Annotated in this window: 16 protein-coding genes and 2 rRNA genes (1 of these 18 only partly in view); 12 read left to right on the top strand and 6 right to left on the bottom strand. The window is 65.5% G+C overall.

The window, feature by feature from the left end; genetic code table 11:
* From ACCQ06_RS22640 to ACCQ06_RS22620, 5 genes are all read left to right on the top strand, one after another.
* Positions 1-2,313 (top strand): 23S ribosomal RNA (locus tag ACCQ06_RS22640) (it extends 568 nt beyond the left edge of the window).
* A 169-nt stretch (positions 2,314-2,482) separates the two neighbouring features.
* A 5S ribosomal RNA gene (gene rrf, locus ACCQ06_RS22635) occupies positions 2,483-2,597 on the top strand.
* A gap of 204 nt (positions 2,598-2,801) precedes the next feature.
* Positions 2,802-3,617: a bifunctional DNA-formamidopyrimidine glycosylase/DNA-(apurinic or apyrimidinic site) lyase gene (gene mutM / locus ACCQ06_RS22630; protein ID WP_316692734.1), complete on the top strand. Its 816-nt coding sequence runs from the start codon at positions 2,802-2,804 to the stop codon at positions 3,615-3,617.
* Positions 3,618-3,813: 196 nt separating this feature from the next.
* Entirely contained in the window at positions 3,814-4,917 is a 1,104-nt protein-coding gene (locus ACCQ06_RS22625) for a DUF4380 domain-containing protein (protein WP_316689567.1), read from the top strand.
* Positions 4,918-4,985: 68 nt separating this feature from the next.
* Complete coding sequence (locus ACCQ06_RS22620) at positions 4,986-6,587, top strand: OpgD/OpgG family glucan biosynthesis protein (RefSeq protein WP_316689565.1); 1,602 nt, start codon at positions 4,986-4,988, stop codon at positions 6,585-6,587.
* 249 nt (positions 6,588-6,836) lie between these two features.
* On the opposite strand, the gene ACCQ06_RS22615 is transcribed toward ACCQ06_RS22620, so the two are convergent.
* A complete protein-coding gene (locus ACCQ06_RS22615; RefSeq protein WP_228323650.1) occupies positions 6,837-8,081 on the bottom strand; it encodes a GAF domain-containing sensor histidine kinase in 1,245 nt (414 codons plus the stop codon).
* 419 nt (positions 8,082-8,500) lie between these two features.
* Entirely contained in the window at positions 8,501-9,136 is a 636-nt protein-coding gene (locus ACCQ06_RS22610) for a thymidine kinase (protein WP_104616981.1), read from the bottom strand.
* Positions 9,137-9,343: 207 nt separating this feature from the next.
* On the opposite strand from ACCQ06_RS22610, the gene rep reads away from it, so the two are divergent.
* From rep to ACCQ06_RS22595, 3 genes are all read left to right on the top strand, one after another.
* A complete protein-coding gene (gene rep, locus ACCQ06_RS22605) occupies positions 9,344-11,320 on the top strand; it encodes a DNA helicase Rep (RefSeq protein WP_316689564.1) in 1,977 nt (658 codons plus the stop codon).
* 413 nt (positions 11,321-11,733) lie between these two features.
* Positions 11,734-12,330 carry a GNAT family N-acetyltransferase gene (locus ACCQ06_RS22600; RefSeq protein WP_316692733.1) on the top strand — a complete coding sequence of 199 codons (597 nt, stop codon included), beginning with the start codon at positions 11,734-11,736 and terminating at the stop codon, positions 12,328-12,330.
* Between the two features lie 10 nt (positions 12,331-12,340).
* Entirely contained in the window at positions 12,341-13,375 is a 1,035-nt protein-coding gene (locus ACCQ06_RS22595) for a DUF4272 domain-containing protein (protein ID WP_316689563.1), read from the top strand.
* A gap of 258 nt (positions 13,376-13,633) precedes the next feature.
* Here ACCQ06_RS22595 and ACCQ06_RS22590 read toward each other — a convergent pair whose 3' ends face one another.
* Genes ACCQ06_RS22590 through ACCQ06_RS22575 form a run of 4 tightly spaced genes read right to left on the bottom strand, consistent with a single transcriptional unit; the run spans position 13,634 to position 19,716 of the window.
* The gene (locus tag ACCQ06_RS22590; RefSeq protein ID WP_316689562.1) at positions 13,634-16,351 is read right to left on the bottom strand and encodes a bpX6 domain-containing protein; all 2,718 of its coding nucleotides are present in this window, start codon (positions 16,349-16,351) and stop codon (positions 13,634-13,636) included.
* The gene (locus ACCQ06_RS22585; protein ID WP_316689561.1) at positions 16,344-18,191 is read right to left on the bottom strand and encodes a hypothetical protein; all 1,848 of its coding nucleotides are present in this window, start codon (positions 18,189-18,191) and stop codon (positions 16,344-16,346) included. Before ACCQ06_RS22585 ends, ACCQ06_RS22590 begins: the two co-directional genes overlap by 8 nt.
* On the bottom strand, positions 18,188-18,601 hold the full coding sequence (locus ACCQ06_RS22580) for a bpX5 domain-containing protein (protein WP_316689560.1): 414 nt from the start codon (positions 18,599-18,601) through the stop codon (positions 18,188-18,190). Before ACCQ06_RS22580 ends, ACCQ06_RS22585 begins: the two co-directional genes overlap by 4 nt.
* The gene (locus ACCQ06_RS22575) at positions 18,598-19,716 is read right to left on the bottom strand and encodes an AAA family ATPase (RefSeq protein WP_228323656.1); all 1,119 of its coding nucleotides are present in this window, start codon (positions 19,714-19,716) and stop codon (positions 18,598-18,600) included. The genes ACCQ06_RS22580 and ACCQ06_RS22575 overlap by 4 nt, the downstream gene beginning before the upstream one ends.
* 151 nt (positions 19,717-19,867) lie before the next feature.
* On the opposite strand from ACCQ06_RS22575, the gene ACCQ06_RS22570 reads away from it, so the two are divergent.
* The 4 genes from ACCQ06_RS22570 to ACCQ06_RS22555 are packed head-to-tail and all read left to right on the top strand — an operon-like array spanning position 19,868 to position 24,098.
* Positions 19,868-20,779: an STM4015 family protein gene (locus ACCQ06_RS22570; protein ID WP_316689557.1), complete on the top strand. Its 912-nt coding sequence runs from the start codon at positions 19,868-19,870 to the stop codon at positions 20,777-20,779.
* A gap of 19 nt (positions 20,780-20,798) precedes the next feature.
* Positions 20,799-21,929, top strand: a complete 1,131-nt coding sequence (locus tag ACCQ06_RS22565) for an STM4014 family protein (RefSeq protein ID WP_316692732.1) — start codon at positions 20,799-20,801, stop codon at positions 21,927-21,929.
* The gene (locus ACCQ06_RS22560; protein WP_316689556.1) at positions 21,922-22,740 is read left to right on the top strand and encodes an STM4013/SEN3800 family hydrolase; all 819 of its coding nucleotides are present in this window, start codon (positions 21,922-21,924) and stop codon (positions 22,738-22,740) included. Before ACCQ06_RS22565 ends, ACCQ06_RS22560 begins: the two co-directional genes overlap by 8 nt.
* On the top strand, positions 22,737-24,098 hold the full coding sequence (locus ACCQ06_RS22555) for an STM4012 family radical SAM protein (RefSeq protein ID WP_316689554.1): 1,362 nt from the start codon (positions 22,737-22,739) through the stop codon (positions 24,096-24,098). The genes ACCQ06_RS22560 and ACCQ06_RS22555 overlap by 4 nt, the downstream gene beginning before the upstream one ends.
* The last annotated feature ends 1 nt before the right edge of the window (position 24,099 follow it).

The following is a 24,099-nucleotide window of genomic DNA, read 5'->3' as shown; positions in this document are numbered from 1 at the left end:
CTTACTGTTCGTGGCAAGCTTAACCGTATAGGGGAGGCGAAGGGAAACCGAGTCTGATAAGGGCGCATAGTCGCGGGCAGTAGACCCGAAACCGGGTGATCTAGTCATGGCCAGGGTGAAGGTGCCGTAACAGGTACTGGAGGCCCGAACCCACGTCTGTTGCAAAAGACGGGGATGAGCTGTGATTAGGAGTGAAAAGCTAATCGAACCCGGAGATAGCTGGTTCTCCTCGAAAGCTATTTAGGTAGCGCCTCGGACGAATACTACTGGGGGTAGAGCACTGTTATGGCTAGGGGGTCATCGCGACTTACCAAACCATTGCAAACTCCGAATACCAGTACGTACTATCCGGGAGACACACGGCGGGTGCTAACGTCCGTCGTGAAAAGGGAAACAACCCAGACCCACAGCTAAGGTCCCAAATTCACTGCTAAGTGGAAAACGATGTGGAAAGGCACAGACAGCCAGGAGGTTGGCTTAGAAGCAGCCACCCTTTAAAGAAAGCGTAATAGCTCACTGGTCGAGTCGGTCTGCGCGGAAGATTTAACGGGGCTAAGCAGTGAACCGAAGCTTGGGGTGCATAAAACTTGTTTTATGCGCGGTAGAGGAGCGTTCCGTAAGCCTGCGAAGGTGGATTGAGAAGTCTGCTGGAGGTATCGGAAGTGCGAATGCTGACATGAGTAACGATAATGCGGGTGAAAAGCCCGCACGCCGAAAGCCCAAGGTTTCCTTGCGCAACGTTAATCGACGCAGGGTTAGTCGGTCCCTAAGGCGAGGGCGAAAGCCGTAGTCGATGGGAAGCAGGTTAATATTCCTGCACCTCGCGTGAGTGCGATGGAGGGACGGAGAAGGTTAGGTGTACCGGGCGTTGGTTGTCCCGGGGAAAGGCGGTAGGTTTGAATCTTTGGCAAATCCGGGATTCTTTAAGACCGAGCACCGAGACGAGCCTTTATGGCGAAGTCACTGATACCACGCTTCCAGGAAAAGCTCCTAAGCTTCAGCTCACGAAGACCGTACCGTAAACCGACACAGGTGGGTAGGATGAGAATTCTCAGGCGCTTGAGAGAACTCGGGTGAAGGAACTAGGCAACATGGCACCGTAACTTCGGGAGAAGGTGCACCCTTTTTGGTGGCTCATGCGAGCTATAGCTGAAGAGGGTCGCAGAAACCAGGCCGCTGCGACTGTTTATCAAAAACACAGCACTCTGCAAACACGAAAGTGGACGTATAGGGTGTGACGCCTGCCCGGTGCTGGAAGGTTAATTGATGGGGTCAGCCGCAAGGCGAAGCTCTTGATCGAAGCCCCAGTAAACGGCGGCCGTAACTATAACGGTCCTAAGGTAGCGAAATTCCTTGTCGGGTAAGTTCCGACCTGCACGAATGGCGTAACGACAGCGGCGCTGTCTCCACCCGAGACTCAGTGAAATTGAAATCGCTGTGAAGATGCAGCGTTCCCGTGGCAAGACGGAAAGACCCCGTGAACCTTTACTATAGCTTTACACTGAACGTTGAGTTCGTCTGTGTAGGATAGGTGGGAGGCTATGAAACTGTGGCGCTAGCTGCAGTGGAGCCATCCTTGAAATACCACCCTGTCGTGCTTGACGTTCTAACCTAGATCCGTTATCCGGATCAGGGACCGTGTATGGTGGGTAGTTTGACTGGGGCGGTCTCCTCCTAAAGAGTAACGGAGGAGCACGAAGGTACGCTCAGCGCGGTCGGACATCGCGCACTGTGTGCAAAGGCATAAGCGTGCTTGACTGCAAGATCGACGGATCAAGCAGGTACGAAAGTAGGTCTTAGTGATCCGGTGGTTCTGTATGGAAGGGCCATCGCTCAACGGATAAAAGGTACTCCGGGGATAACAGGCTGATACCGCCCAAGAGTTCATATCGACGGCGGTGTTTGGCACCTCGATGTCGGCTCATCACATCCTGGGGCTGTAGTCGGTCCCAAGGGTATGGCTGTTCGCCATTTAAAGTGGTACGCGAGCTGGGTTCAGAACGTCGTGAGACAGTTCGGTCCCTATCTGCCATGGGCGTTGGAAGTTTGAGAGGGGCTGCTCCTAGTACGAGAGGACCGGAGTGGACGAACCTCTGGTGTTCCGGTTGTCACGCCAGTGGCATTGCCGGGTAGCTATGTTCGGAAGCGATAACCGCTGAAAGCATCTAAGCGGGAAGCGCGCCTCAAGATGAGACTTCCCGGGGCACAAGCCCCCTAAAGGAACCATATAGACTATGTGGTTGATAGGTCAGGTGTGTAAGTACAGCAATGTATTGAGCTAACTGATACTAATGATCCGTGCGGCTTGACCATATAACCTCAAGTTGCCTTGGTCCCAACGAACGTTGGTAGATCACCAAACGCAAGCTACGTCACAAGTTAACTATGCGAGACGAGCGCCGTACGTGCTTCAACGCAAACGCTTGCACCCATGTGCAGTCGTTTGTCACGAAGCTCCGACTGGCGACTCTCCAACCGTCTCCCTGGTGAAATTAGCGCTGTGGAACCACCCGATCCCATCCCGAACTCGGAAGTGAAACGCAGCTGCGCCGATGGTAGTGTGGCTCAAGCCATGCGAGAGTAGGTCATCGCCAGGGGCTTTACCCGAAACCCTCAGTTCAACTGGACTGAGGGTTTCTTCTTGCGTCAAAATTGGAAATATAATCGCAACCCCCTCCCGTAGCTGTGCTCCTGGAGACCGCTCTCTGGTGGCTGACTGACCGCCGGTTGATTGCTTTTCAGCATGCGGACCTCCATATCGTGTCGTGCCGGTGCGTGACCGGCTGTTGCTGGATGCGCTGATGCCGGAATTGCCTGAAGTCGAAACTACGATGCGCGGCCTAGCGCCGCATCTGGTCGGGCAGCGCATCCATGGGGTGATCCTGCGTCGGCCGGATCTGCGTTGGCCCATTGCCGAGCAGATCGAGCGCTTGCTTCCTGGAGCTACCATCACGCACGTCCGTCGACGTGCCAAGTATCTGCTGATGGATACCGATGCTGGTGGGAGTGCACTGCTGCATTTGGGCATGTCCGGGAGCTTGCGTGTACTGCCTGGCGACACGCTGCCGCGCGCACATGATCATGTGGATATCAGCCTGGAGAACGGCCGCGTGCTGCGCTTCAACGACCCGCGCCGGTTCGGTTGCCTGCTGTGGCAATCCGACACCCAGGTGCATGAGTTGCTTGCTGCGTTAGGTCCGGAGCCATTATCGGAGGCATTTACTGGCGATTATCTTTATGCGCTATCGCGTGGTCGTCGCGTTGCAGTTAAAACCTTTCTGATGGATCAGGCAGTGGTTGTCGGCGTGGGAAATATCTATGCCGCTGAGAGCCTGCATCGTGCCGGAATCAGCCCATTGCGCGAGGCCGGAAAAGTATCGCTCGAGCGTTATCGGAGCCTGGCGACCGCGGTAAAAGAGATCTTGGGATATGCGATCCAACGCGGCGGCACGACATTGCGCGACTTCATCAGCCCGGACGGGGCACCTGGCTATTTCGAGCAGGAACTGACGGTCTACGGTCGCGAGGGTGAGCCCTGCAAACAGTGCGGACGGGCCTTGAAACACGCAACGATTGGACAGCGCGCGACGGTGTGGTGCAGCAGTTGCCAGCGTTGAGGTATGGCAGGATTTTTTTAACAGTTCCTGTTGCCTCCCGGATCAGATGGATCTTCGCGATCGATGTGCAGCCTCAACGGATAAGCCGCCGGCCGAGCGATCAATGGCTCCGCCTTTGCAGTAACAAGATGCAAACGGCTAGTTTCCACACGTGCACCACCCCACAATCGCTACGTCCTGCATTTGGAACTGCGTTATGCCCATGTCACGGCCTCTTTTCATTCTTCTGGTGACTGGCGGGGTACTGGCGTTATCGCTTCCTGGCAAGGCGCATGCGGATGAGCCCGCGACAACCGGCCTCGCGCCAGTAGAACGTATCCAGCTGCGCAACGATGCAGTGGAGCTAACCGCTACGCCGGCATTTGGTGGACGCGTACTGTCCTTCAACCTGCGCGGACACCCTAGTGTGTTGAAGATCGGAGCGGCAGTGGATCGCCAGCCCGCGCCTACGGTGTCTGCTAGCGCAGGCGATGTTCCGTATCTCGGTCATGATGTGTGGGTGGGGCCGCAAAGTCAGTGGTGGCTGCATCAGCAGGTCAATCTTGAGCGCAAAGCCGCCGCTGCGGTGTGGCCGCCGGATCCGTATCTCTCGTTGGCCAGTACGCGGGCCGTGGTACGTGGACCGACCGAGATGAGCCTGCTGGGCGTGCCCAGCCCGGTGACGGGCGTGCAACTGAGCAAGCGCATCGCGTTGTCCACTGCACGCGCGGACACGGTGGAGGTCCAGGCCACGGCGCGCAATATCCGCAAGGATGCGATCGCTTGGGACCTCTGGTTCAACACCCGCGTTGCGGCCAGTACGCGGGTCTTCGTCCCGGTGGCCGATGCCGGCGATATTCGGATGCAACCGCCGAGCGAGCCAGGCACGGTGCCGCCCGCGTTCGACCACCAAGCGGGTGTCCTGGCGTTGCGTGCCGACGTGCGCGATGACGGCATGGTCCAGCGCGGCAAGGTGTTGCTGCAGCCATCGGCGGGCTGGATGGCTGGCTTTGCCGGTGCGCAGGTGCTGGTGATCCGCTTTGCGCATCAGCCGTTGGCCGCGATCCATCCGGAACAAGGACAGGTGGAGCTGTACCTGGATGCCCCGCCGCTGCATCCCGACCAGGGCTTGCTGGAAATGGAGGTGCATGCACCGTATCGCCAGCTTGTGCCAGGTGCGCAGATGCAGGCGCACGAGCAGTGGACGTTGCTGCAGTACAGCGGACCGGACGATGTGCAGGCGCAGCGGCGCTTCCTGTGCAGCAAGGCGACAGAGCTGGCTTTGGACAACGCGTGCGAAGCCGCAGCTGCGGCGCCTTGACGCGCGCACGCGTCCACGCCGGGCTTGTTGGCTATGATGTCGCCCAATCCCCGATCAGATCGATGCGCATGCAACGACGCCACTTCCTGAAGAATGCCGCTGCCGCCTTGGCCGCGCTCGGTTTACCGGCATTGCCGCAGTGGGCGTTGGCGGCCAAGGCCGTGGGGTTGCGTCGGCTCGGGCAGCCGCAGCCGTTCGACTATGCATGGCTCAAGGGGCAGGCGCGTGCGCTGGCCAAGGCGCCGTACAAAAGCCACAAGCAGGTGCTGCCGGGGCCGTTGGAAGCGTTGAACTGGGATCAGTATCAGTCGATCCGCTATCGGCAGGACCATGCGTTGTGGGCCGATGGCAATGGCAAGTTTCAGGCGAAGTTCTTCCACCTGGGGCTGTACTTCCACACCCCGGTGCACATCTACGACATCGTCGATGGCAAGGCCCAGCAGCTGGCCTACGACCCGGCTGCGTTCGATTACGGCAGCAGCGGGCTAGGCGGCAAGCAGTTACCGAAGGATCTGGGCTTTGCCGGCTTCCGGCTCAACACGCGCAAGGACACCGACCGCGACTTTTCGGCGTTTCTGGGCGCGAGCTATTTCCGTGCGGTGGGCAAGGAAGGCCAGTACGGACAGTCGGCGCGCGGGCTGGCGATCGATACCGGCACCGGTGGACCGGAAGAGTTTCCGGATTTCATCGCCTACTACCTGGAGCAGCCGGCCGACGACTCCGACACCGTGGTGGTTTACGGCCTGCTGGATTCGCCCAGTGTCGCCGGCGCCTACCGCTTTGCCATCACCAATGGCGACGTGCTGGTGATGGATATCGACAGCGCGCTGTACCCGCGCAAGGCCATCGAACGGCTTGGCATCGGCCCGTGCACCAGCATGTACCAGGTCGGCGAAAACGACAGCCGGATGGATTGGGACTGGCGCCCGGAGATCCACGATACCGATGGTCTGGCGATGTGGACCGGCGGTGGCGAATGGATCTGGCGGCCGCTGTGCAACCCGCCGTATCTGCGCTTCAACATGTTTGTCGATGAAAACCCGCGTGGGTTCGGGCTGTTGCAGCGCGACCGCAATTTCGACCATTACCAGGATGACGGCGTGTTCTACGAGAAGCGCCCGTGCCTGTGGGTGGAGCCCAAGAGCGGTTGGGGCAAGGGCTCGGTGCAGTTGGTCGAGATCCCGACCGTGGACGAGACCTTCGACAATATCGTGGCGTTCTGGAACCCGCAGGCCAAGCCGCAGCCGGGACAAGAGCTGTTGATGGGCTACCGGTTGTATTGGGGCGCCCAACCGCCGGCCAGTTCGCATTTGGCGCATTGCGTGGCCACCCGCACCGGGTTGGGCGGCATCGTCGGGCAGAAGCGCAGCCATTTTTCCTGGCGCTTTGCGGTGGACTTTGCCGGCGGCGACTTGCCTGGGCTGGTGAAGGATGCCAAGACCAAGGTCGAAGCGGTGATCCAGGTGTCGCGCGGCACCACCGAGATCGTCTCGGCGCGGCCGTTGCATGAGCTCAAGGGCTATCGGGCCATGTTCGACCTGGTGCCGCCGGATGACAGCATGCAGCAGATCGATATCCGCCTGTACCTGCGCGCCAATGGCAAGCCGCTGACCGAAACCTGGCTCTATCAATGGACGCCGCCGCCGGCGAGCGAGCGCAAGATCTATTGAGTGTGTGGCTGTGCGTGCGCGCCGCGCATCGCGCGGTTTCGTCTGCAACGCGGCGTCTTTGTAGGGCGATCCCGGGCGATCGAAGCCGGAAGCGAAGATGCTGCAGTGATCTCGGCGCGGTGAGTGGATGCCGCACCAGAACATGCGTGTCTCCAAAAGCGCCTGTCTAAGGACGCGCTTCCGTAGCACAACCGCACCGCTGCAGGACGCGATCGCTGCGGTGAGGTCGGATCGCCGGGGTTTAAGCACTCAGGCCGAGGTGGTGCCGCTGACCAGGTGCATGCGCGCACGTGGTCGTGCGCAGGCCAGCTCCACGCGGAAGCAGGTGCCGTTCTTGCCGCTGGTGATGTGTAGCTCGCCCTGGTGCGCCTGTGCGATCTGCGCGGCCATGTGCAGGCCCAGATCCACTTCCGGCACGGGGCGGCCGGCGGTGTGTACGTGGGTTGAGGCGTGCAGCACATCCAGCCGGCGTGGGTCGATGCCATCCAGATTGCAAACCTCGATGCGCAGGCGGCCGTGTTCGGTGACCGCAACTGCCTTGATCAACGAACTCGGCTGCCCTTGCACCACCGCATTGATCATCATGCTGCCGAACATCTGTGCCAGCCGCACTGCATCGCCATGTACCGGCTCGTCGATGGCCACGTGCGTGGACAGCACCTGGTTGGGATAGGCGGCGCGGGTTTCGTCGACCACCTGCGATAGCGCATCGAGCAGATCGCTGCCGTTGGCGTAGTCCAGCTGCAGCCAGTCGCGCTCGATACCGCGCGCGAAATCGCAGGCGAAGTCGATCAGTTCTTCCATGCGTTGCAAGCTGCGTTGCATCGAGCGGATGGCGCCGCCCTGGCGCTGGTTGAGCGGGTCGATGGCGAGCACGTCCACCACCGCATGCATGGACTGCAGCGGGTTACGCAGGTCGTGGCCGAGGATGCCGATGAACTCTTCGCGCAACCGCGCCGAGGCGCCGGCGCGGCCCAGTTCGCGGCGTGCGCGCCGCGATTCCTGCGCGCTCTCTTCGGCGCGCTGTTCGGCCTGGATCTGCGCGGCCAGCAACTGCGCGAGCAGCTCGACCTTTTCCACCAGCTGCTGGTCCATGACCCGCGGCAGCGGGTCCAGCGCGCACAAGGTGCCGAACACGCTGCCATCGTCGAAACGGATCGGCACCGAGACGTAGCTTTCGAAGCCATACAGCCGCGGCGAGGGGTGGTCGCGATAGACCGGGTCGTCGGAGGCATGCCCGAACCACACCGCGTTGCCCTTCACCCGCACGCTGTCGCAGAAGGTGGTGGCCAGCGGCAGCTCGTCGCCCGGCATCAGACCGAAGGACAGCTCGTCGCGCACCTGGCAGGTGATCCAGCGCGCCTCGGTCACCCGCGCGACAGCGGCAAAGCCCATGCCGGTGAGGCGAGTCAGGATGTTCAGCACATCGGGAACCGACGATAGCCGGCCAACACGCGCGATATCGGCGCGTAACTCGGGGGGAAGCGTACCCATGTGTGCCTCCCGACAAGTGGATGGTCGCCAGTTTACAGGACTGTGGTCGGGCCTGGTTGTGCGCCAAGCCGCTGCAAGCGATGGCAACGATACGCCTTGTCGGCCGGTGCCGGCGACGCCGCTACAAATGCATGCCTGCATAGGTTTAGCGATGCATTCGCAGCATATGGCTCAACGCCAATGCGCGTTGGCGATCAGGCAAACCGCCGCCGATGGACGTGTCGCTAGTGCAGCTGTCCAGCGGCGCGATGACTCCACCGCGCCGACCAAGGCGACGGATGATTCGTGCGTTCGTGCCACACCGTCATCTACCGCTGACGGCGTCGCCATGCGACGTGTGGCGGAATGAGCGGGCACTGCCCGGCGCAGGCCGGACGGACCGAAGCCGCGGTGTCGCCAGTCGGCAGGATGCCGGTCACTCAGGCGTCGGCAGACGGCAGCGGCAAGGCGATTTGCAGTGGGTCGATGCGGCCTTCGCCGCGCATGATCTTCTTGAACTCGGGGCGGCTGACCGACACGTAGCGCTCGTTGCCGCCGATCTCCACTTGCGGGCCGTCCTGCACCGCATGCCCCTGCGCGTCCACGCGCACGGTCATGGTGGCCTTGCTGCCGCTGTGGCAGATGGTCTTGATCTCCTCCAGCTCGTCGGCCCAGGCCAGCAGGAACTGGCTGCCTTCGAACAGCTCGCCACGAAAATCCGTCCGCAGGCCGTAGCACAGCACCGGGATGCGTAGCCGGTCGACCACCTCGCTCAACTGCCAGACCTGTGCACGGCTGAGGAACTGCGCCTCATCGACCAGCACGCAATGCAGGGCGCCCTGGGCGGCGATGTCGCGTTCGACCAGCTGCTGCAGTTCGGTGTCGCGATCGAACGCGCGCCCGTCTGCACGCAAGCCGATCCGCGATGCGACCACGCCGCTGCCGGCGCGGTGGTCGAGTTTGGGCGTCAGGATCAGCGTGCGCATGCCGCGTTCGCGGTAGTTGTGCGCCGACTGCAGCAAGGTGGTGGTCTTGCCGGCATTCATCGCCGAATAATAGAAATAGAGCTTGGCCATCGGGCGATTTTACCGGGCTGGGCGGCTGCATGCAGCGCGCGCTATTGGTGAATGCTGCCGCGCGGCCCAACGCGGGCGGGCGCTGATGCCGTGCCGCCGTATCTGCAGACCTGGTGCGACAGAACCATTCCCCTGCCGACCTGAATCCATCGCGCCGGCCAGCCCGGGGCCGCCCCGGTACAATGGCGCGCTCTGTCGGAAGCCTCTATGCACGGTCTCAATCCCCCGCAAAGCGCCGCGGTGCTGCACTGCGAAGGTCCCTTGTTGGTGCTGGCCGGTGCCGGCAGCGGCAAGACGCGCGTGATCGTGGAAAAGATCGCGCATCTGATCGCGATCGGCCGCTATCCGGCCAAGCGCATCGCCGCGATCACCTTCACCAACAAGTCGGCCAAGGAAATGCGCGAGCGTGTGGCCAAGCGCATCCGCGGCGATGGCGCCGATGGCCTGACCATCTGCACCTTCCATGCGCTGGGGCTGAAGTTCCTGCAGATCGAACATGCCGCAGCCGGCTTGAAGCGCGGTTTTTCGATCTTCGATTCCGACGATGCTGCCGCGCAGATCAAGGACTTGATGCATGGCGCCAAGCCCGACGCGATCGAAGATGCCAAGAACCTGATCTCGCGCGCCAAGAATGCCGGCCTGTCGCCGGAACAGGCGATGGCCGCGGCGCGCAGCAACCGCGAGAAGGAAGCCGCCAGCCTGTACGAGCGCTACCAGGCGCGATTGACCACCTTCAATGCGGTCGACTTCGACGATCTGATCCGCCTGCCGGTGCAGATCCTGGAAGCCAACGAAGAGATCGTGATGGGCTGGCGCGAGCGCATCGGCTACCTGCTGGTGGACGAGTGCCAGGACACCAACGATGCCCAGTACCGGCTGTTGAAGATGCTGGCCGGGCCGCGCGGCAACTTCACCTGCGTGGGCGACGACGACCAGAGCATCTACGCCTGGCGCGGCGCCAACCCGGAAAACCTGCAGCAGATGGGGCGCGATTACCCGGCGCTGGAAATCATCAAGCTGGAGCAGAATTATCGCTGCTCCAATCGTGTGCTGCGCGCGGCCAATGCGCTGATCGCGCACAACCCGCACGAGCATTTGAAGACGCTGTGGAGCGACCAGGCCGACGGCGAACGTATCCGCGTGTGGGAATGCCGCGACAGCGAGCACGAAGCCGAAAAGGTCGCTGCGGAGATTTCGTTCCTGGGCACCGCCAAGCAGGTGCCGTGGAGCGATTTCTGCATTCTGTTCCGTGGAAACTTCCAGTCGCGGCCGCTGGAAAAAGCCTTGCAGCTGCTGCGCGTGCCGTATCACCTCACCGGCGGCACCGCGTTTTTGGAGCGTCAGGAGGTCAAGGACGTGCTGTCGTGGCTGCGCCTGATCGTCAACCCCGAGGACGACGCGGCGTTCTTGCGCGCAGTGCAATCGCCCAAGCGCGAAGTGGGGGCGACCTCGCTGGCGCGGTTGGCCGAGCTGGCCAGTGCGAAGTCGGTGCCGATGTCGCGCGCGGCCGAATCGATGGGCGCATTGCAGCACCTTCCGCCGCGCGCGGCCAATGGCCTGAGTGCCTTCACCGATATCCTGCGCGATATGCGCGAGCACGCGGCGACCATGCCGGCCGGCGAATTGGTGCGGACGCTGGCCGACAAGTCCGGCCTGCTCAACGACCTGCGCAATCAATCCAAGGACGACACCGGCTTCCAACGCCGCAAGCGCAACCTGGACGAGTTGGCCGAGTGGTTCGAAGGCGGCCCACGTGGCGCGAGCGCCAGCGATCTGGCCGCGCAGCTGGCGCTGTTGTCGCGCAACGACAAGGACGACGGCGGCAACCAGGTGCGCATGATGACCATGCATGCGTCCAAGGGTCTGGAGTTCCGCTATGTGTTTATCGTCGGCTGCGAAGACGGTGTGCTGCCGCACGAAGTGAGCCTGGAAGAAGGCAATCTGCAGGAAGAGCGCCGTCTGCTGTACGTGGGCATCACCCGCGCCAAGGAGCAGCTGTGGATGAGTCACAGCAAGCTGACGCGCAAGTTCGGCGAGCATGTGCGGCTCAAGCCGAGCCGGTTCTTCGATGAGATTCCGGCCGAAGAACTGCAGCGCGATGGTGCCGACCCGGTGGCCGATGCCGAACGCAAGAAAGAGCGTGCCAGCGCCGGGCTGGCGGCGATCCAGGCGTTGTTCGACTAGCCACGGCTGATCAAGCCACCGTGCTTGTCGTCGGATGGGCGCGGCCGGTGCGTGGTTAGCGTTTGGCACCGCGGTCTGGCACGCGCCAGCGTATTGGCGGCGGTGCGCCGGCCGTTCCAGGCGTGTCATGCGCTTCAATACGCATGCGAGTGGCTGCTGCACGGATCCGTACACTGCCGCATTGCTAAGGGCGGCAGCGCAGTAACCAGTTGTCGAAAGCCTGGCGTTTGCTGCGCGCGGAATGGATTGTGACCGTCGACATCGACATCGACATCGACATCTACTTCGATGTGCCAGGTTGGCAGCGCGTGCATGCACGGCGCGGATCGTCTGCTGGATGATTGCCGGGTCCCACCTGGCTGTAGCGCGCCGAGGCTTGCCAGCGGCACACCCGCACGGCAGTCTGGTTTTCCCTGCTGCAGGAGTGCGCCGTGACTGTCGTGATCGAAACCCCGCGCTTGCGCTTGCGCACGCTCGATCCCGAGCGCGATGCCGATGCGATATTGACGCTGGTCAACGACCCCGGCTTTATCGCCGGCATCAACGACCGCGGCATCCGTACCCGCGAGCAGGCGAGCGCGCATCTGCGCGAGTGGGCACAGGCGCATCACGACATGTACGGGTTTGCGCATTGGGCGCTGGAGACGCGCGACGGGTCCACCTTCATGGGGACGTTGGGTTTGTTGTGCCGCGACACCTTGCCGGTGCCGCATCTCGGCTTTGCGCTGTTGCCGGCTTATCGCGGCAAGGGCTATGTAAGCGAAGCCGGGCGTGCGGTGCTGGATTACGCACGCGATGGGCTGGGGCTGACCCAGCTGTGCGCGATCGTGTCGCCGGACAACGTCGCTTCCATCCGCGCGCTGGAAGCGCTGGGGCTGCACCGCGAGGGCCTGCGGGTGCTGAGTCCCGGCACCGATGCGCTGGCGTATTACACGATTAACCTCGCTCCCGCCGACATGGACAGCACCCCAGGTGTGCGGCACCCTGCCGGCCTGCCTCCGACTGCCTAAGGACACCCGCATGCCGCTGCTGGTCAATGCCTATTCCACGTTGCGCGAACCGCGCTGGCCGGACTTTCTGCCGCACGACGCCGTGCAGCATCGCGACCATGCCGACCCGGAACTGGCCAACCATCTGCATGGCTTTGTCGGCTACGTGAATCAGGCGGGCGACGGGCAAATGACCCAGTCGCGGTACCACCTGATGCGGCATGTGCAGCGGGTGCGGCAGCACTTCAGCTTCGAGGTCGACGACAGCGCGTTTGGCGATCTGGCGCAGTGGGCCGAGCAGGCCAATGCGGTGTGTTTTCTGGCCGACGGCAGCGTGCGCGATCCGCAGGGGCGTGTGCTGATCAGCCAGGGCGAGCCGGCGCTCGATGACCAAGCGCAGGTGCCGTACCCGCCGGACGCGCGCGAGCGGCGAGCGCATCATCTGGCGCAGCTGAGCGCACAGGGCATCCGCGTACCGCCGAGCTTGCCGCCGGTGGCCGGTGAGGGCGAAGCGCGGGTGCGCGAGGCGACGGCGGTGACGCAACGGATGCTGGCGTTGTTTGCGGTGGCCTTGCGCGCGGAGATGCTGGCGGCCGGCGATGCGCCACCGGCGTTGGAGGAGGTGGAGACGCGCTTGCCCGGCGTGACAGCTGCGCTGTCGCCGCAGGAGCGCGCTTTCTTCGCCGAGGCGGACCCAGAAGACCAGATGCTGGCCAACTTCGGCTGGCGTTACGAAAGCCTGGCCGTGTTGCAGTGGGCGCTGGGCCTGGCCGACAGCTTGCCGCAGCCGACCGCCCTGTGCGACGTGCCGCTGGCCGCGCAGCGCGCGCTGGAGCATGCGCATGCGCCTGCGGGCTCGTTGCTGATGCTGCGGCCGCTGCCCGAACTGCTGGATGCGTTGGACCTGCATCTGCGCCTGCACTGGGCCGTGCGCCAGGCCGGCCACACCCAGCAGGCACCGCCGGCCGGCATCGTGCCCGGCGTGGTATACGAGCGCCACTACGCGCTCAACTGGCTGCTGTACTTCGAAGATGCGGACTGGGACGAGGTGGATACGCCGACCTGAGCGGAGCGCGCACCGATCACGTCGGGGCCAAGCGTCCCTCAAGGGATGCATCCGCATGGCGTTGTGGCCTCGCGCCTGCCATGGCGTGTGGTTCTCACACGTGCCAGGCAAGCGCCGAACAACGCGTCCGTGTGGTTTCGAGCAACACCGCTGGCCATCTTCGCTACGCGCAAGCGCTTGATGTTCAGCAGGGCAGGCGGCCGTGTTTGAGCGACATCCCAGGTTCCCCCGTCATGCCGCGCGTTGTTCGGACCTTCCCTAGCCGAGGAAGGACACGGCATGGGGCAGCGAGCGGTCGGTCTGCAGATCCAGCAAGCGGCCGTGCGCGTCATGGAACAGCAGATGGCCGGACTGCTCGCGCACCTTGACCGTGCTGCCCGCAGGCCAGTCCAGCGACGCGACGATGCCGCCATCATGGTGGCGCACCACCAGATAGCGCGAGCCGTGCGGCCAATGCAGGCCAACCAGGAATCCCGCTTCAAGCGCAACCACGCTCGAGCCATCCGGCGCGCCGAATGCGGCGCTGTGTTCGTGCAATCGGCACTGACGGGCGCTGCCGATGTGCTGGTAGTGCAGGTAACTGTCGCCATTTGGATCGGTGCGCACATCCGTTTGCTGCACGCTGCCGAGCCGATGCGCGAGCACCGGCGCTTGCGGGTCCACGTGCAGGGGATCGCGCGGCTTGAGGCGTCGCGCGGGCAGGCTGTAGGTCCAGTCCTCCAGATGCTCGCCGGCCCGCACCAGATACACCTCGCAATCCCTGAAGAATCCCGCCGCAATCACCGGGCCGGGCAGGTCGCCGACATGCCACAGCACGCTGTGCAGATCCTTGTCGGTATCGACCACCAGCAGCCGGTTGTCGACCACGATGCTCCAGCCGATTCCGCTGTAGCTGGGCGCGGCGTACTGCAGCGCAATCTGGCCAAGGTCGCGCACCGCATGGGTGATCAAATCCAGCCGATGCACGGTGGACACGCGCTCACGTGGTGCGATCGCCAGGGCGACCTGCCCGCTGTCGGCGATGACCACGCCAAAGGCAGGCGCCGGGTAGCGCCGCAGCAGGCGCCCGTGTGTGTCCACCACCGCCGCGCCGGCTTCGCCCAGGGCCAGCAGATAGCGGCGACCCGGGAGTGCAGCGACATCGTGGATGGCCGCCAGGCCGGCTTGCGGTGCCTGCAGTCGCAAGGTGGTGGCGCTGTCCCAGAGATTGGATTGTTTGGCTGCGACGTGTGGTTTGAAGGCTGGAATATCCGCGCTGAGCAGGGGGTCCTTGGCCAGTTTCAGCAGCGTGGTCAGATCGCCGACGGACAGCCTGTTGCGGGCGAACGCATGATCGGCGGCAATCGCCGGCAGCAGCTGCCGCGCCAGTTGTTGCAGCGAGCGGTTGGGGACAGCATCCACCAGCAGCGCGGCTGCCATGTCGCTGCGCGGTGCGGGATCGGCGCAGGGGTCTGCAAGCGCGGCGATGCGGTCTGCGTAGTGTTCCAGCGGGTCCGGCAACAGCCGCGCGCGCTTGACCAGGGCGCGTGCGTGCAGCGTGCTGCCGGCCTGTTCTGCGGCCAGCAGCCACTGCGCGGCCTGGTGGCGCGCGTTGTGCAACGGCCACACCGCGTCCACGGCGGCCAGCCAGTCGCCGGCCTGTACCAGCGCCTGGCCCCATTCCAGCCTCAGCGCGTCGGCCAGTGCGCGGTCGGTGCCGTGCAGCAGCTGGATGGCGGCGGCAAAGGCGCCATCGCGGCGCGCGACCTGCACCGCGCGCGCATGGTCGCCGGCCAGCATCAGCAGCCGGATGATCATCGCCGCCGACATGTCCCAGCCCAGCGCCAGCTCCGCGGCCTGTTTGTAACGGGCGTGCTTGACCAGATAGTCGAGCGCTTCCTGGCGCGCATTGAGCAATTCGGCCAGCACGAACACCGCACGATCGATCTGGCCTTCGCGGTCCAGCCGCGCGAAGGCGCTGCGATAGGTCGCGCGCAGATGCGCCTGCAGCTCTTCGCCCAGGCCGATGCTGGTGCCGGCCCCGCGCGTGCGCGACAGGCTCAGGTCGCTGCGCCGCTGTGGCACCCCGAGCGCCTGCCCCAAGGATTCGCCCAGGCCATCGAGCGGCAGCGCGTTGCGCAAGGCTTCGTCCAGATCGCCGCTTTCGAACTGGCGCAGCATCCGGCGCATGTAGGCGCCCTGGTGACGTCCGACCAGACTGGCCATGCGTGAGGCAACCAGTGCGCGGGCCAGCCGCGTGCGCCAGGCCGATACCGATGCGGCGCCCCGGCGTGCCGGCACGGTCGTGTTCTGCCCGGTGGTGGTGGCTGCGCCAGACGCTGCGGATCCGTTCGATGCCGGTGCGTGCTCGCGGCTCAAGCTGCGCTGAGCGCGCGCCAGCAGGCGTTGCCACAGCGTGGTGTTCTGCACGTCGGGGCGCTGCGTGTTCAGCGCGTGCAGGAATGCATCGCGCTCGGCGCTGGCTGGCGGGACGGCATTGCCCAGCAATTGCCGCAGCGGTTTGCCGCGCAGCCGGTCCACCTGCAGCGGTGGCTCGCTCGGGCGGCAGTCGTAGGGCATGTGCAGCGGGTAGCCAGACACGTCGATCGCCTCGGAAGGATCCAGCGCCACCGCGTGTTGCCACTGCAAGGCGATCACCTGGGCGCCATGGACCAGGCCGATATCGGCCGGGGGCAACTGCGCCGCCTCGGCGGCAGTCAACGCGCCCGAGAACAGGCCGCCGTGCACCTGGCACAGCGCCAGGCCGAGCGCCTGCTCGCAGACCAACGCACGCGGCGCGGCGAAGCACAGCACATCGCCGTCGGCAAAGCGCAGCGCCCGGCTACCCGGTTGCCAGGCGCAGATAATCCTGGCCAGGCGTTGTTCCGGGTTGAGCCACGCTGCCGAGAACCACAACGCCGACACCATCTGGCTGCCGTGCCACAGCGGGTAGCGCACGCTGCTGCCCGCGTTGTCCGTGCGCGTCGGGCTAGTCATGGCCGAGTTGCTCGGCCTGGCCTTGCACGACCATCAACGGGGTCAGCCCGCCATCGCCCAAGATCCAGGCCTGCCCCTGCAGGGTCACCAGTGCGACCCGTGCGCCATCGCTGGACACCGCCGCGGCGCTGATCTCGCTGGCGGCGCGATGCAGTGTCCGCCGGCCGCTGGCCCCGATGGCGAGCAGCGCGCGACGATCGGCGCGCAGCACCAGCAGCAGGCTGTGCTGTGGCGCGTCCGGGTCGCAGATCAGGCCGATCGGTCTTTCGCCGGACGCCACGATCGCCTCGAATTCCTGAAAGCCGTCGGCAGGGCCTCCGTGCAGCACCCGGTAAGCCAGCGAGCGGTCGCCGCCGGCCTGACGGCTTGCCAGTTCGAGGGCGATGGCGCCACGCCACTGGTCCTCCTGGACCAGGTTGCGCAGCAACACGACCGGCGGGCGCGACCCCAGCGCCAGCTGCAGGATGAGGTCCTGCTTGCCGTTGCGATGCAGGCGCAGCACCCGCAGTTCGCCAGCGACATGGGTGGCGTAGACCGCGTGTTCGGCATCGCCTTGCGCCAGCGCCACCACCTGCCCGGCGAGCTCGCTGCCTTGCGCAACCCGCTGCCGCTGGTTGGTATCGCGCGTCCAGGTCATCAGCCGGCCGTGCTGGTCCCACAGCAGGAACCGCTGTGGCGTGCCGCCGCTGTTGAGCCACACGCATGGACGCAGCCGCACCTGGCCGGGTGCGGGGCAGAGGCTCTGCCCGCCGGCTTCGATGGAGCCGTGCATGCCATCGAGATTCCAGAACGCGGCCTGCTCCCCGAGAGCGACGATGCCGCCCACGTGCTTGTTCTGCGCCGCAAGGCACAGCGGCTGACCGCCCTGCGCCCATTGGTGGTAGCGCGGCGCCGCCCGTTTGGGGATGTCGGCGGGCTGCACCTTCACCATCGCGCTGCGGTAGCCGTCTGCCAGCAGCAGCGCCACATGGCTGCCGTCCGGGCTGAACAGCGGTGCGTGGCGCAGCGAAAACTTACCCTTGACCACGTGGTTTGCGGTGTCGGCTTGGGCGGGGCGTTGCGTGTCGGTGAAGTGCCCAAGCAGCAGCTGCCTGGCGGCCATGCTGGCAGGCACCGGCAACAGGCTGCTGCGGGTGCCATGGCGCGTTTGCAGCACCACCTGCAGGTGCGCATCGGCCGCAGGCGCGATGCTGGCCTGGTGGTGGAATGGCGCCACACGCACCGGTTGCGCGCCGATCCACCAGCACTCGCTGGTGGTCGGGGTCGCGCTTGCCCACTGCGTGGCCCAGGTCTGTGCGTGCTGCGGGCCGGTCGCCTCGAAGGTGCGGCCCTGCAGCAGCTGTTGCAGCCGGGCAGGGCTGTCGGCGTCGTGCAGGTCGCCGGGCAGATGCGCCAGACCCCAGACAAAGCGCGCATTGGCGGCCTGCGCACGGCGTGCCAGCAGGATCCACAACGCGATCTGTGCCAGACGCGGCGCGCCCCATTGCGCCGGACCGGCATCGAAGATCCCCACCAGGCGCGCATCGCGCGCGCGGGTCTGCATGCGGGGCACCAGGAACAGGTGCTCGGCATGCGCGGCGCGGCGCAGAAATTCTTCCGGCAGTGCGTCGGCCAGTGCCCACTCGCTCAGCAGCAGGTGGTCGTAGCTGCCGCGCCGACGCAGGTCGTCGATACCGTCCGGCTCGCTGTCGCCATCGCGGCGGCGCAGGCTGTCGCGGCTGAGCAAGGGGTCCAGGCGCAACAACCAGGTGCCGAGCTGGGAGGCGATGTCCGGGTCGAACCAGTCCAGCCACAGCCGCCAGGCCTGGAGCGGGGCGGGCACCTGCAGCGCGGCGCTCACGCGGCCTCCCAGCGCTGACGGATCTGCGCCACGACCTCGGCACGCGCCGGCAGCAACCGCTGCAGCGGCAGCACCAGTGCAGGTGATCGCAGCAGCAACAGCGGCTGCGGCCCGTGTTGGCGGCGCAGCGCACGCTCCAGCAGTTCCAGCGGAAGCGCGGGGCGTTCGGCGGTGGGCAACCACAGGCCAGCGGCGTCCGCGCGCGGTGCCACGTACTGCACGCCGTTGGCCCAAGGCAGCTGCGGCGCAGGGCCGGTCAGCAGCAACGCCTGCGCGGTGGCGGTGACCAGCAAACCCGCGCCGTGGGGCAAGCGCGCCCATGCCGCCAGCAACGCGCGTGCGGCCTCGCCCACGCCGATCACCCCTTGCGGAGCGACCGGCAGCGGCTCGTCCTGCCACGACCAGGTCACGCGCCGCTGCCGATCTGCTCGATCAGGCGCGTGCGTTCGTGGGCCAGCTCGGCCGGCAGCGAGGCGGCCGTGAAGTTGGCATCGATCTCGCGCAGCAAGGCTTCGGCCATGGTGCGCAGGGCCGGATTGTGCTGATCCTGCAGGCAACACTGGGCGGCCTCCACCAGCCGCGCAGTGCGCGAGAGCGGTTGCAGGGCGGCTTGTTCGACGGCCGCGCGCAAGGTGGGATTGGCAGCAACGGCCAAGGTGCCGCGTAGCAGGTCCTGCGCGCTGGCTTGCTGCGCGCGCGTGGGCAGCACGTAGAACAGCGGCCACAGATCGGCCTCGCTGGCCTGGGTGCGTCCGGCCAGCACGCAGGCGGCGGCGATCAGCCGCTGGGTCTTGACCAGGCGACGGTCCGACAGCTGCACGCCTGCGCCGCGCAATGTCCGGATCGCTGCGGCGAGCGCTGTGCGCGCGCCATCCATGTCCACCGCACGCGCCTGTTCGCACAACAGGTCCAGATCGGCCAGCCCGGCGACAGGCTGCAGCGGCGCACGCTCGGCCTGCCATCCGCCGGCCAGCAGCGCTTCGAGCTGATGGTCTGCCACCGGGTTGACGAACAGATGCAGCAGGAAGCGGTCGCTGAAGGCTGCCAGCGCATCGTCTTCCGGCAGCGCGTTGGCCGCGCCCACGCACAGGCGCAACGGGCAATGCAGGTCGGTCTGGCCACGCCGGAAGCGGCGTTCGTTGAGCAGCCCGAGCAAGGTGTTGAGGATGGCGGTGGAACCCAGGAAGACTTCGTCGAGGAAGGCGATGTCCGCTTCGGGCAACATCCCGGTCACATCGGTCTGCACGCTGCCCTCGCGCAATTTGCGCAGGTCCACCGGGCCGAATAATTCAGCCGGTTCGGTGAAGCGGCCGAGCAGATATTCGAAATAGCGGCCGCCCAGTGCGGCGGCGACGCGCCGCACCACCGCGCTCTTGGCGGTGCCCGGCGGGCCGATGATCAGCAGATGTTCCTGCGCCACCGCTGCGAGCACGATCAATTCGGCCAGCTGATCGCGCTCGATCAATCCGGTGGTGGCGGCCTGGACGGTGGCGCGAATGCGCGCGGCGGCGGGATGGGCATGCATGCGATCGGTCCTTCGAACAAAACGTGCGGCGCGGTGCAGGCACCGGTGACCGCCTGTGCAACGGGCAATGGAACGGTGGCGCATGGCATTAACGAGGTTGCCATGACCGTGCGGGTATCCTGTGACCTCACCGAGCCAGGGAGGCAGTGCAATGACGATCGGCGAGTATTCGGAATTCTATCGCGGCAAGCGCGTGGTGGACTTCAGTGTGGACCAGCCCGCCAGCGGCGGCGACGTGGTGTACCGGCTGCGGCAGGAGTACGAAAGCGAAGGCAGCCAGGCGGAGTTGCTCGACTCCCTGCTGGCGCAGGTCGACCCGGCCAGCATCCAGGCATTGATCATCGGCCCGTGGCGCGAATCCTACGAGGAAGGCCCCAGCGGCTATCTGCAGCGGCTGATCGAACGCCGCGACGAACTGACCGCTCTGCGCGCGCTGTTCGTCGGCGACATGGTCTGCGAGGACTGCGAGGTGTCGTGGATCATCCAGACCGACTACACCCCGCTGCTGGCCGCCTTTCCGGCGCTGCAATCGCTGCGTGTGCGCGGGTCGTCCAAATTGGTGCTGACCCCGTTCACGCATACGCAGCTGCAGGAACTGGCGATCGAATGCGGTGGGCTGCCGTCTGCCATCGTGCAGGCGATCGCCGACTCCACGCTGCCGGCGCTGCAACACCTGGAGCTGTGGCTGGGCGTGGAAGACTACGGTTACGACGGCAACCTGGGCACCTACCAGCGGCTGCTGGCAGCGATCGGCCCGGAGCGTCTGCGCTATCTGGGCCTGCGCAACGCGGCCAACACCGACGAACTGGCCACCTGGCTGGCCACCCAGCCGTGGCTGGGCAGCCTGGACACACTGGATCTGTCGCTGGGCACCATCGGCGATGTCGGGGCGCGGGCCTTGGTCGAAAGCACGCAGCTGGGCCAGCTGCAGCGGATCGACCTGAGCCATCACTACATTTCTGCCGAGTGGCAGGCCCGTCTGGCGACGCTGCCGGCCACGGTGATCCTGGAAGAGCACGAAGAGGAAGACGAAGACGAGCGCTACGTCGCTGTCTCCGAATGACGTGAGCGCGCATTGGGTCGTGGTGGGGCCGCGGGGCAGCCGCAGGATCGCCGCCCTGCAGCAGGCATTGCAGGCGCAGGGGCAGCCCGCGGTGACGGCGTTCGACTATCTGCAGCTGCTGGACACCGCGGCGCCGTTGCAAGACTGGCTGGCGCGGCATCCGGCCGCGCTGGTCAAGCTGGAATCGCCTGGCGAGGCGCCAGCGTTGCATCAGGCGCTGATCGTGCGCGGTTGGCACTGTCTGGGACAGCCTGGGCCGGCACCTGCGCCACTGGCGCATGGCGAATTGGCGCATCAGCACCTGTGGCATGCCGGGTTTGCAGACCTGCTCGCGACCTTGCCGGCGGCGCGCTATCTCAATCCACCGGCGGATCTGCTGGCAATGACCGACAAACTTGGCTGCCAGCAACGCTTGGCCGCGGCAGGGGTCAGCGTGCCGACCCTGCTGGGGACGGTCGACAGCTACGCCGGCCTGCGCGAACGCCTGCAGGCCAGCGGCTGCACCCAGGCATTTCTCAAGCCGCGCTACGGCTCGTCCGGCGCGGGCGTGCTGGCGTATCGCTGGCATCGCGATGGGCGCCAGATCGCCAGCGGCTCGGCCGAGCTGGTGGTGCAGGACGGCCAGGTGCGCGTGTTCAACGCCTTGCGCCAGCGACGCTATACCCGCACCGACGAGATCGCCCCGCTGGTCGATGCGATCGCCGCGCAGGGCGCTTACCTGGAACAGTGGATTCCCAAACCGCGCGCGCCCGGCCTGCCCGGTTATCACTACGACCTGCGCGTGGTCGCGTTCGACGGCGTGGCGCGGCAGCGCGTGGCGCGTGCCAGCCGCGGCCCGTTGACCAATCTGCACCTGGGCAACCGGCGCCTGCCGGCGCAGGCCTGGCAGAGCGCCGAGGTGGATGCGGCGGTGGCCAGCACCGTGGCGCAGGCGGCCAGCGCGTTTGCCGACTGTCGCATGATCGGTTTCGACCTGATCCAGCGCGCCGGGCGCTGCCATGTGCTGGAGGCCAACGGCTTTGGCGATCTGCTGCCGCAGCTGCACTGGCAGGGACGCACCACCTACGAAGATCAGGCGGCACTCGGCGCCGTCGCCGCCGCGCCTGGCATGACCGTCGACACGCGCCAGGAGGGCCTGCTGCATGGCTGAGCTGCTGCCGGACATGCGCGCGATTGTTGGTGCGCACGACATCGTAATGATCACCTTGGATACGCTGCGCTACGACGCCGCGCAGCGCTGTTTTGCGCGGGGCGAACTGCCGGTGCTGGCGCCGTATCTGCCCGCCGAGGGCTGGGAGCGGCGGCACACGCCGGGCAGCTTTACGTATGCGGCGCACATGGCGTTTTTCGCAGGGTTTTTGCCGACTCCCGCGCACCAGGGCCCGCATCCGCGCCTGTTCGCGCTGGCCTTCGATGGCAGCGAAACCATCGTCGCGCAGACCCAGGTGTTCGCCGACAGCGGCACTATCGTCGATGGCCTGGCGCGCTGCGGGTACCACACGCTTTGCATCGGCGGCACCGGCTTCTTCAACAAGCGCAACGCGCTGGGCGCACAGTTGCCCGGCCTGTTTCGCGAAAGCCACTGGTCGCCGGAGTTTGGCGTCACCGCCGCCGATTCGACCGAGCGCCAGGTCGCGCTGGCCTGCGCACGCCTGGGCGACCCCGCGCTGCGCGACACCCGCTGTTTTCTGTTCATCAACGTCTCGGCCATGCATCAGCCCAATTGCCATTACCTGCCTGGCGCGGTGCGCGACGACCTCGACAGCCACTGCGCCGCGCTGCGCTATGTGGATGCCGCGCTGGCGCCGTTGTTTGCCGCACTGCCTGCGCGCGGCGGTGCGTTTGCCATCGTCTGTTCCGATCACGGCACTGCCTACGGCGAGGGTGGCTACCATGGCCATCGGCTGGCCCACGAGGTGGTGATGACCGTGCCTTATGCCCATTTCCTGGTGACCCCATGAGCCTGCCTTCGTTGGCCCAATTGCTGCGCCAGCCGCCGTATCAGGCCTATTCGTACTCGTATCCGCACAAGACCAGTTACCGGCCGCTGCAGCCGGCCGTGCCGTTGTCGCAGGTCTGGGCCGACGAGCCCCGGCAGGCGCTGTTTCTGTACCTGCACATCCCGTTCTGCTCGTACCGCTGCGGGTTCTGCAATCTGTTCGCACTGGCGCGGCCTGCGCCGGCGCAGGTGGAGGCGTATCTGGCGCAGATGGAGCAGCAACTGCGCGCCACCGTGCAGGCATTGGGCACGCACCGCTTCGTGCGCTTTGCGATGGGCGGCGGCACGCCGAGCTATCTGGATCCGGCGCAATTGCAGCGCGTGTTCGACATGGTGGACCGCCACGCGACGATTGCGCTGGACACCATTCCGGCCGGCATCGAGGTGTCGCCGGAAACCGTCGATGCCGAGCGGCTGCGGGTCTGCCGGCAGGCCGGCATCGATCGGGTCAGCATGGGCATCCAGAGTTTCAGCGCTGCCGAAGTGAGCGCACTGGTGCGGCCGCCGCAACGCGACACGGTGGAGCGGGCGATCGCCATCATTCGCGCCCAGGACATTCCAACGCTGAATCTGGATCTGATCTACGGCATCGCCGGGCAGACCGTGGATAGTTTCCTGGCCTCCATCGACAGCGCACTGCAGCATGCGCCCGAAGAACTGTATCTGTACCCGCTGTACGTGCGTCCGATGACCGGCCTGGGCCGGATCGAGGCCAAGGCGGGCGGGCGACGCAGCTTTGTGCTGCAACCCGAGCCGCTGGACGAGCGCCTGGTGCTGTACCGCGCCGGCCGCGACCATCTGCTGGCGGCCGGCTACACGCAGGTGTCGATGCGCATGTTCCGCGCCCCGCATGCGCGCGATAGCGACGCGCCGGTGTACTGCTGTCAGAGCGATGGCATGGTGGGCATCGGCTGCGGCGCGCGCTCGTATACCGCCGGCCTGCATTACTCCAGCGAATACGGGGTGAGCCGGCGCTCGGTGGCGGAGATTCTCGAGCACTATCTGGCGCGCGATCCGGCCAGCTTCGCCTGCGCCGACTACGGCATCGCGCTGGATGCCGACGATGCCATGCGGCGGCATGCGATCCAGTCGCTGCTGGTGTTTCCGGGGCTGGACTGCGATGAGTTCCGTCAGCGCTTTGGCCGCGATTGCCTGGAGTCTTTGCCACAGCTGCAGGAGTTGCTGGCGTTAGGGCTGGCGCAACGGCACGGAGCGCTGCTGGCGCTCACCGCCGCAGGCATGGAGCGGGCCGACACCATCGGCCCGTGGCTGACCTCGGCACCGATTGTCGAGCGCATGCAGCAGTACCAGGTCGGGTAAG

Source organism: Xanthomonas sp. NCPPB 4467, from assembly GCF_041475665.2.
In the GTDB taxonomy this organism is placed as follows: domain Bacteria; phylum Pseudomonadota; class Gammaproteobacteria; order Xanthomonadales; family Xanthomonadaceae; genus Xanthomonas; species Xanthomonas dyei.
The sequence above is the reverse complement of the archived record's forward strand: the minus strand, read 5'-3'. Positions and strand labels throughout refer to the sequence as shown.

Bases quoted from the DNA above. Each gene is read 5' to 3' on its own strand.
- ACCQ06_RS22560 (WP_316689556.1), top strand. From the start codon at position 21,922: ATGGCTGAGCTGCTGCCGGACATGCGCGCGATTGTTGGTGCGCACGAC.
- ACCQ06_RS22575 (WP_228323656.1), bottom strand. From the start codon at position 19,716: ATGCATGCCCATCCCGCCGCCGCGCGCATTCGCGCCACCGTCCAGGCC.
- ACCQ06_RS22620 (WP_316689565.1), top strand. From the start codon at position 4,986: ATGCAACGACGCCACTTCCTGAAGAATGCCGCTGCCGCCTTGGCCGCG.
- ACCQ06_RS22590 (WP_316689562.1), bottom strand. From the start codon at position 16,351: ATGACTAGCCCGACGCGCACGGACAACGCGGGCAGCAGCGTGCGCTAC.
- ACCQ06_RS22595 (WP_316689563.1), top strand. From the start codon at position 12,341: ATGCCGCTGCTGGTCAATGCCTATTCCACGTTGCGCGAACCGCGCTGG.
- ACCQ06_RS22610 (WP_104616981.1), bottom strand. From the start codon at position 9,136: ATGGCCAAGCTCTATTTCTATTATTCGGCGATGAATGCCGGCAAGACC.
- ACCQ06_RS22570 (WP_316689557.1), top strand. From the start codon at position 19,868: ATGACGATCGGCGAGTATTCGGAATTCTATCGCGGCAAGCGCGTGGTG.
- rep (WP_316689564.1), top strand. From the start codon at position 9,344: ATGCACGGTCTCAATCCCCCGCAAAGCGCCGCGGTGCTGCACTGCGAA.
- ACCQ06_RS22555 (WP_316689554.1), top strand. From the start codon at position 22,737: ATGAGCCTGCCTTCGTTGGCCCAATTGCTGCGCCAGCCGCCGTATCAG.
- mutM (WP_316692734.1), top strand. From the start codon at position 2,802: ATGCCGGAATTGCCTGAAGTCGAAACTACGATGCGCGGCCTAGCGCCG.
- ACCQ06_RS22625 (WP_316689567.1), top strand. From the start codon at position 3,814: ATGCCCATGTCACGGCCTCTTTTCATTCTTCTGGTGACTGGCGGGGTA.
- ACCQ06_RS22615 (WP_228323650.1), bottom strand. From the start codon at position 8,081: ATGGGTACGCTTCCCCCCGAGTTACGCGCCGATATCGCGCGTGTTGGC.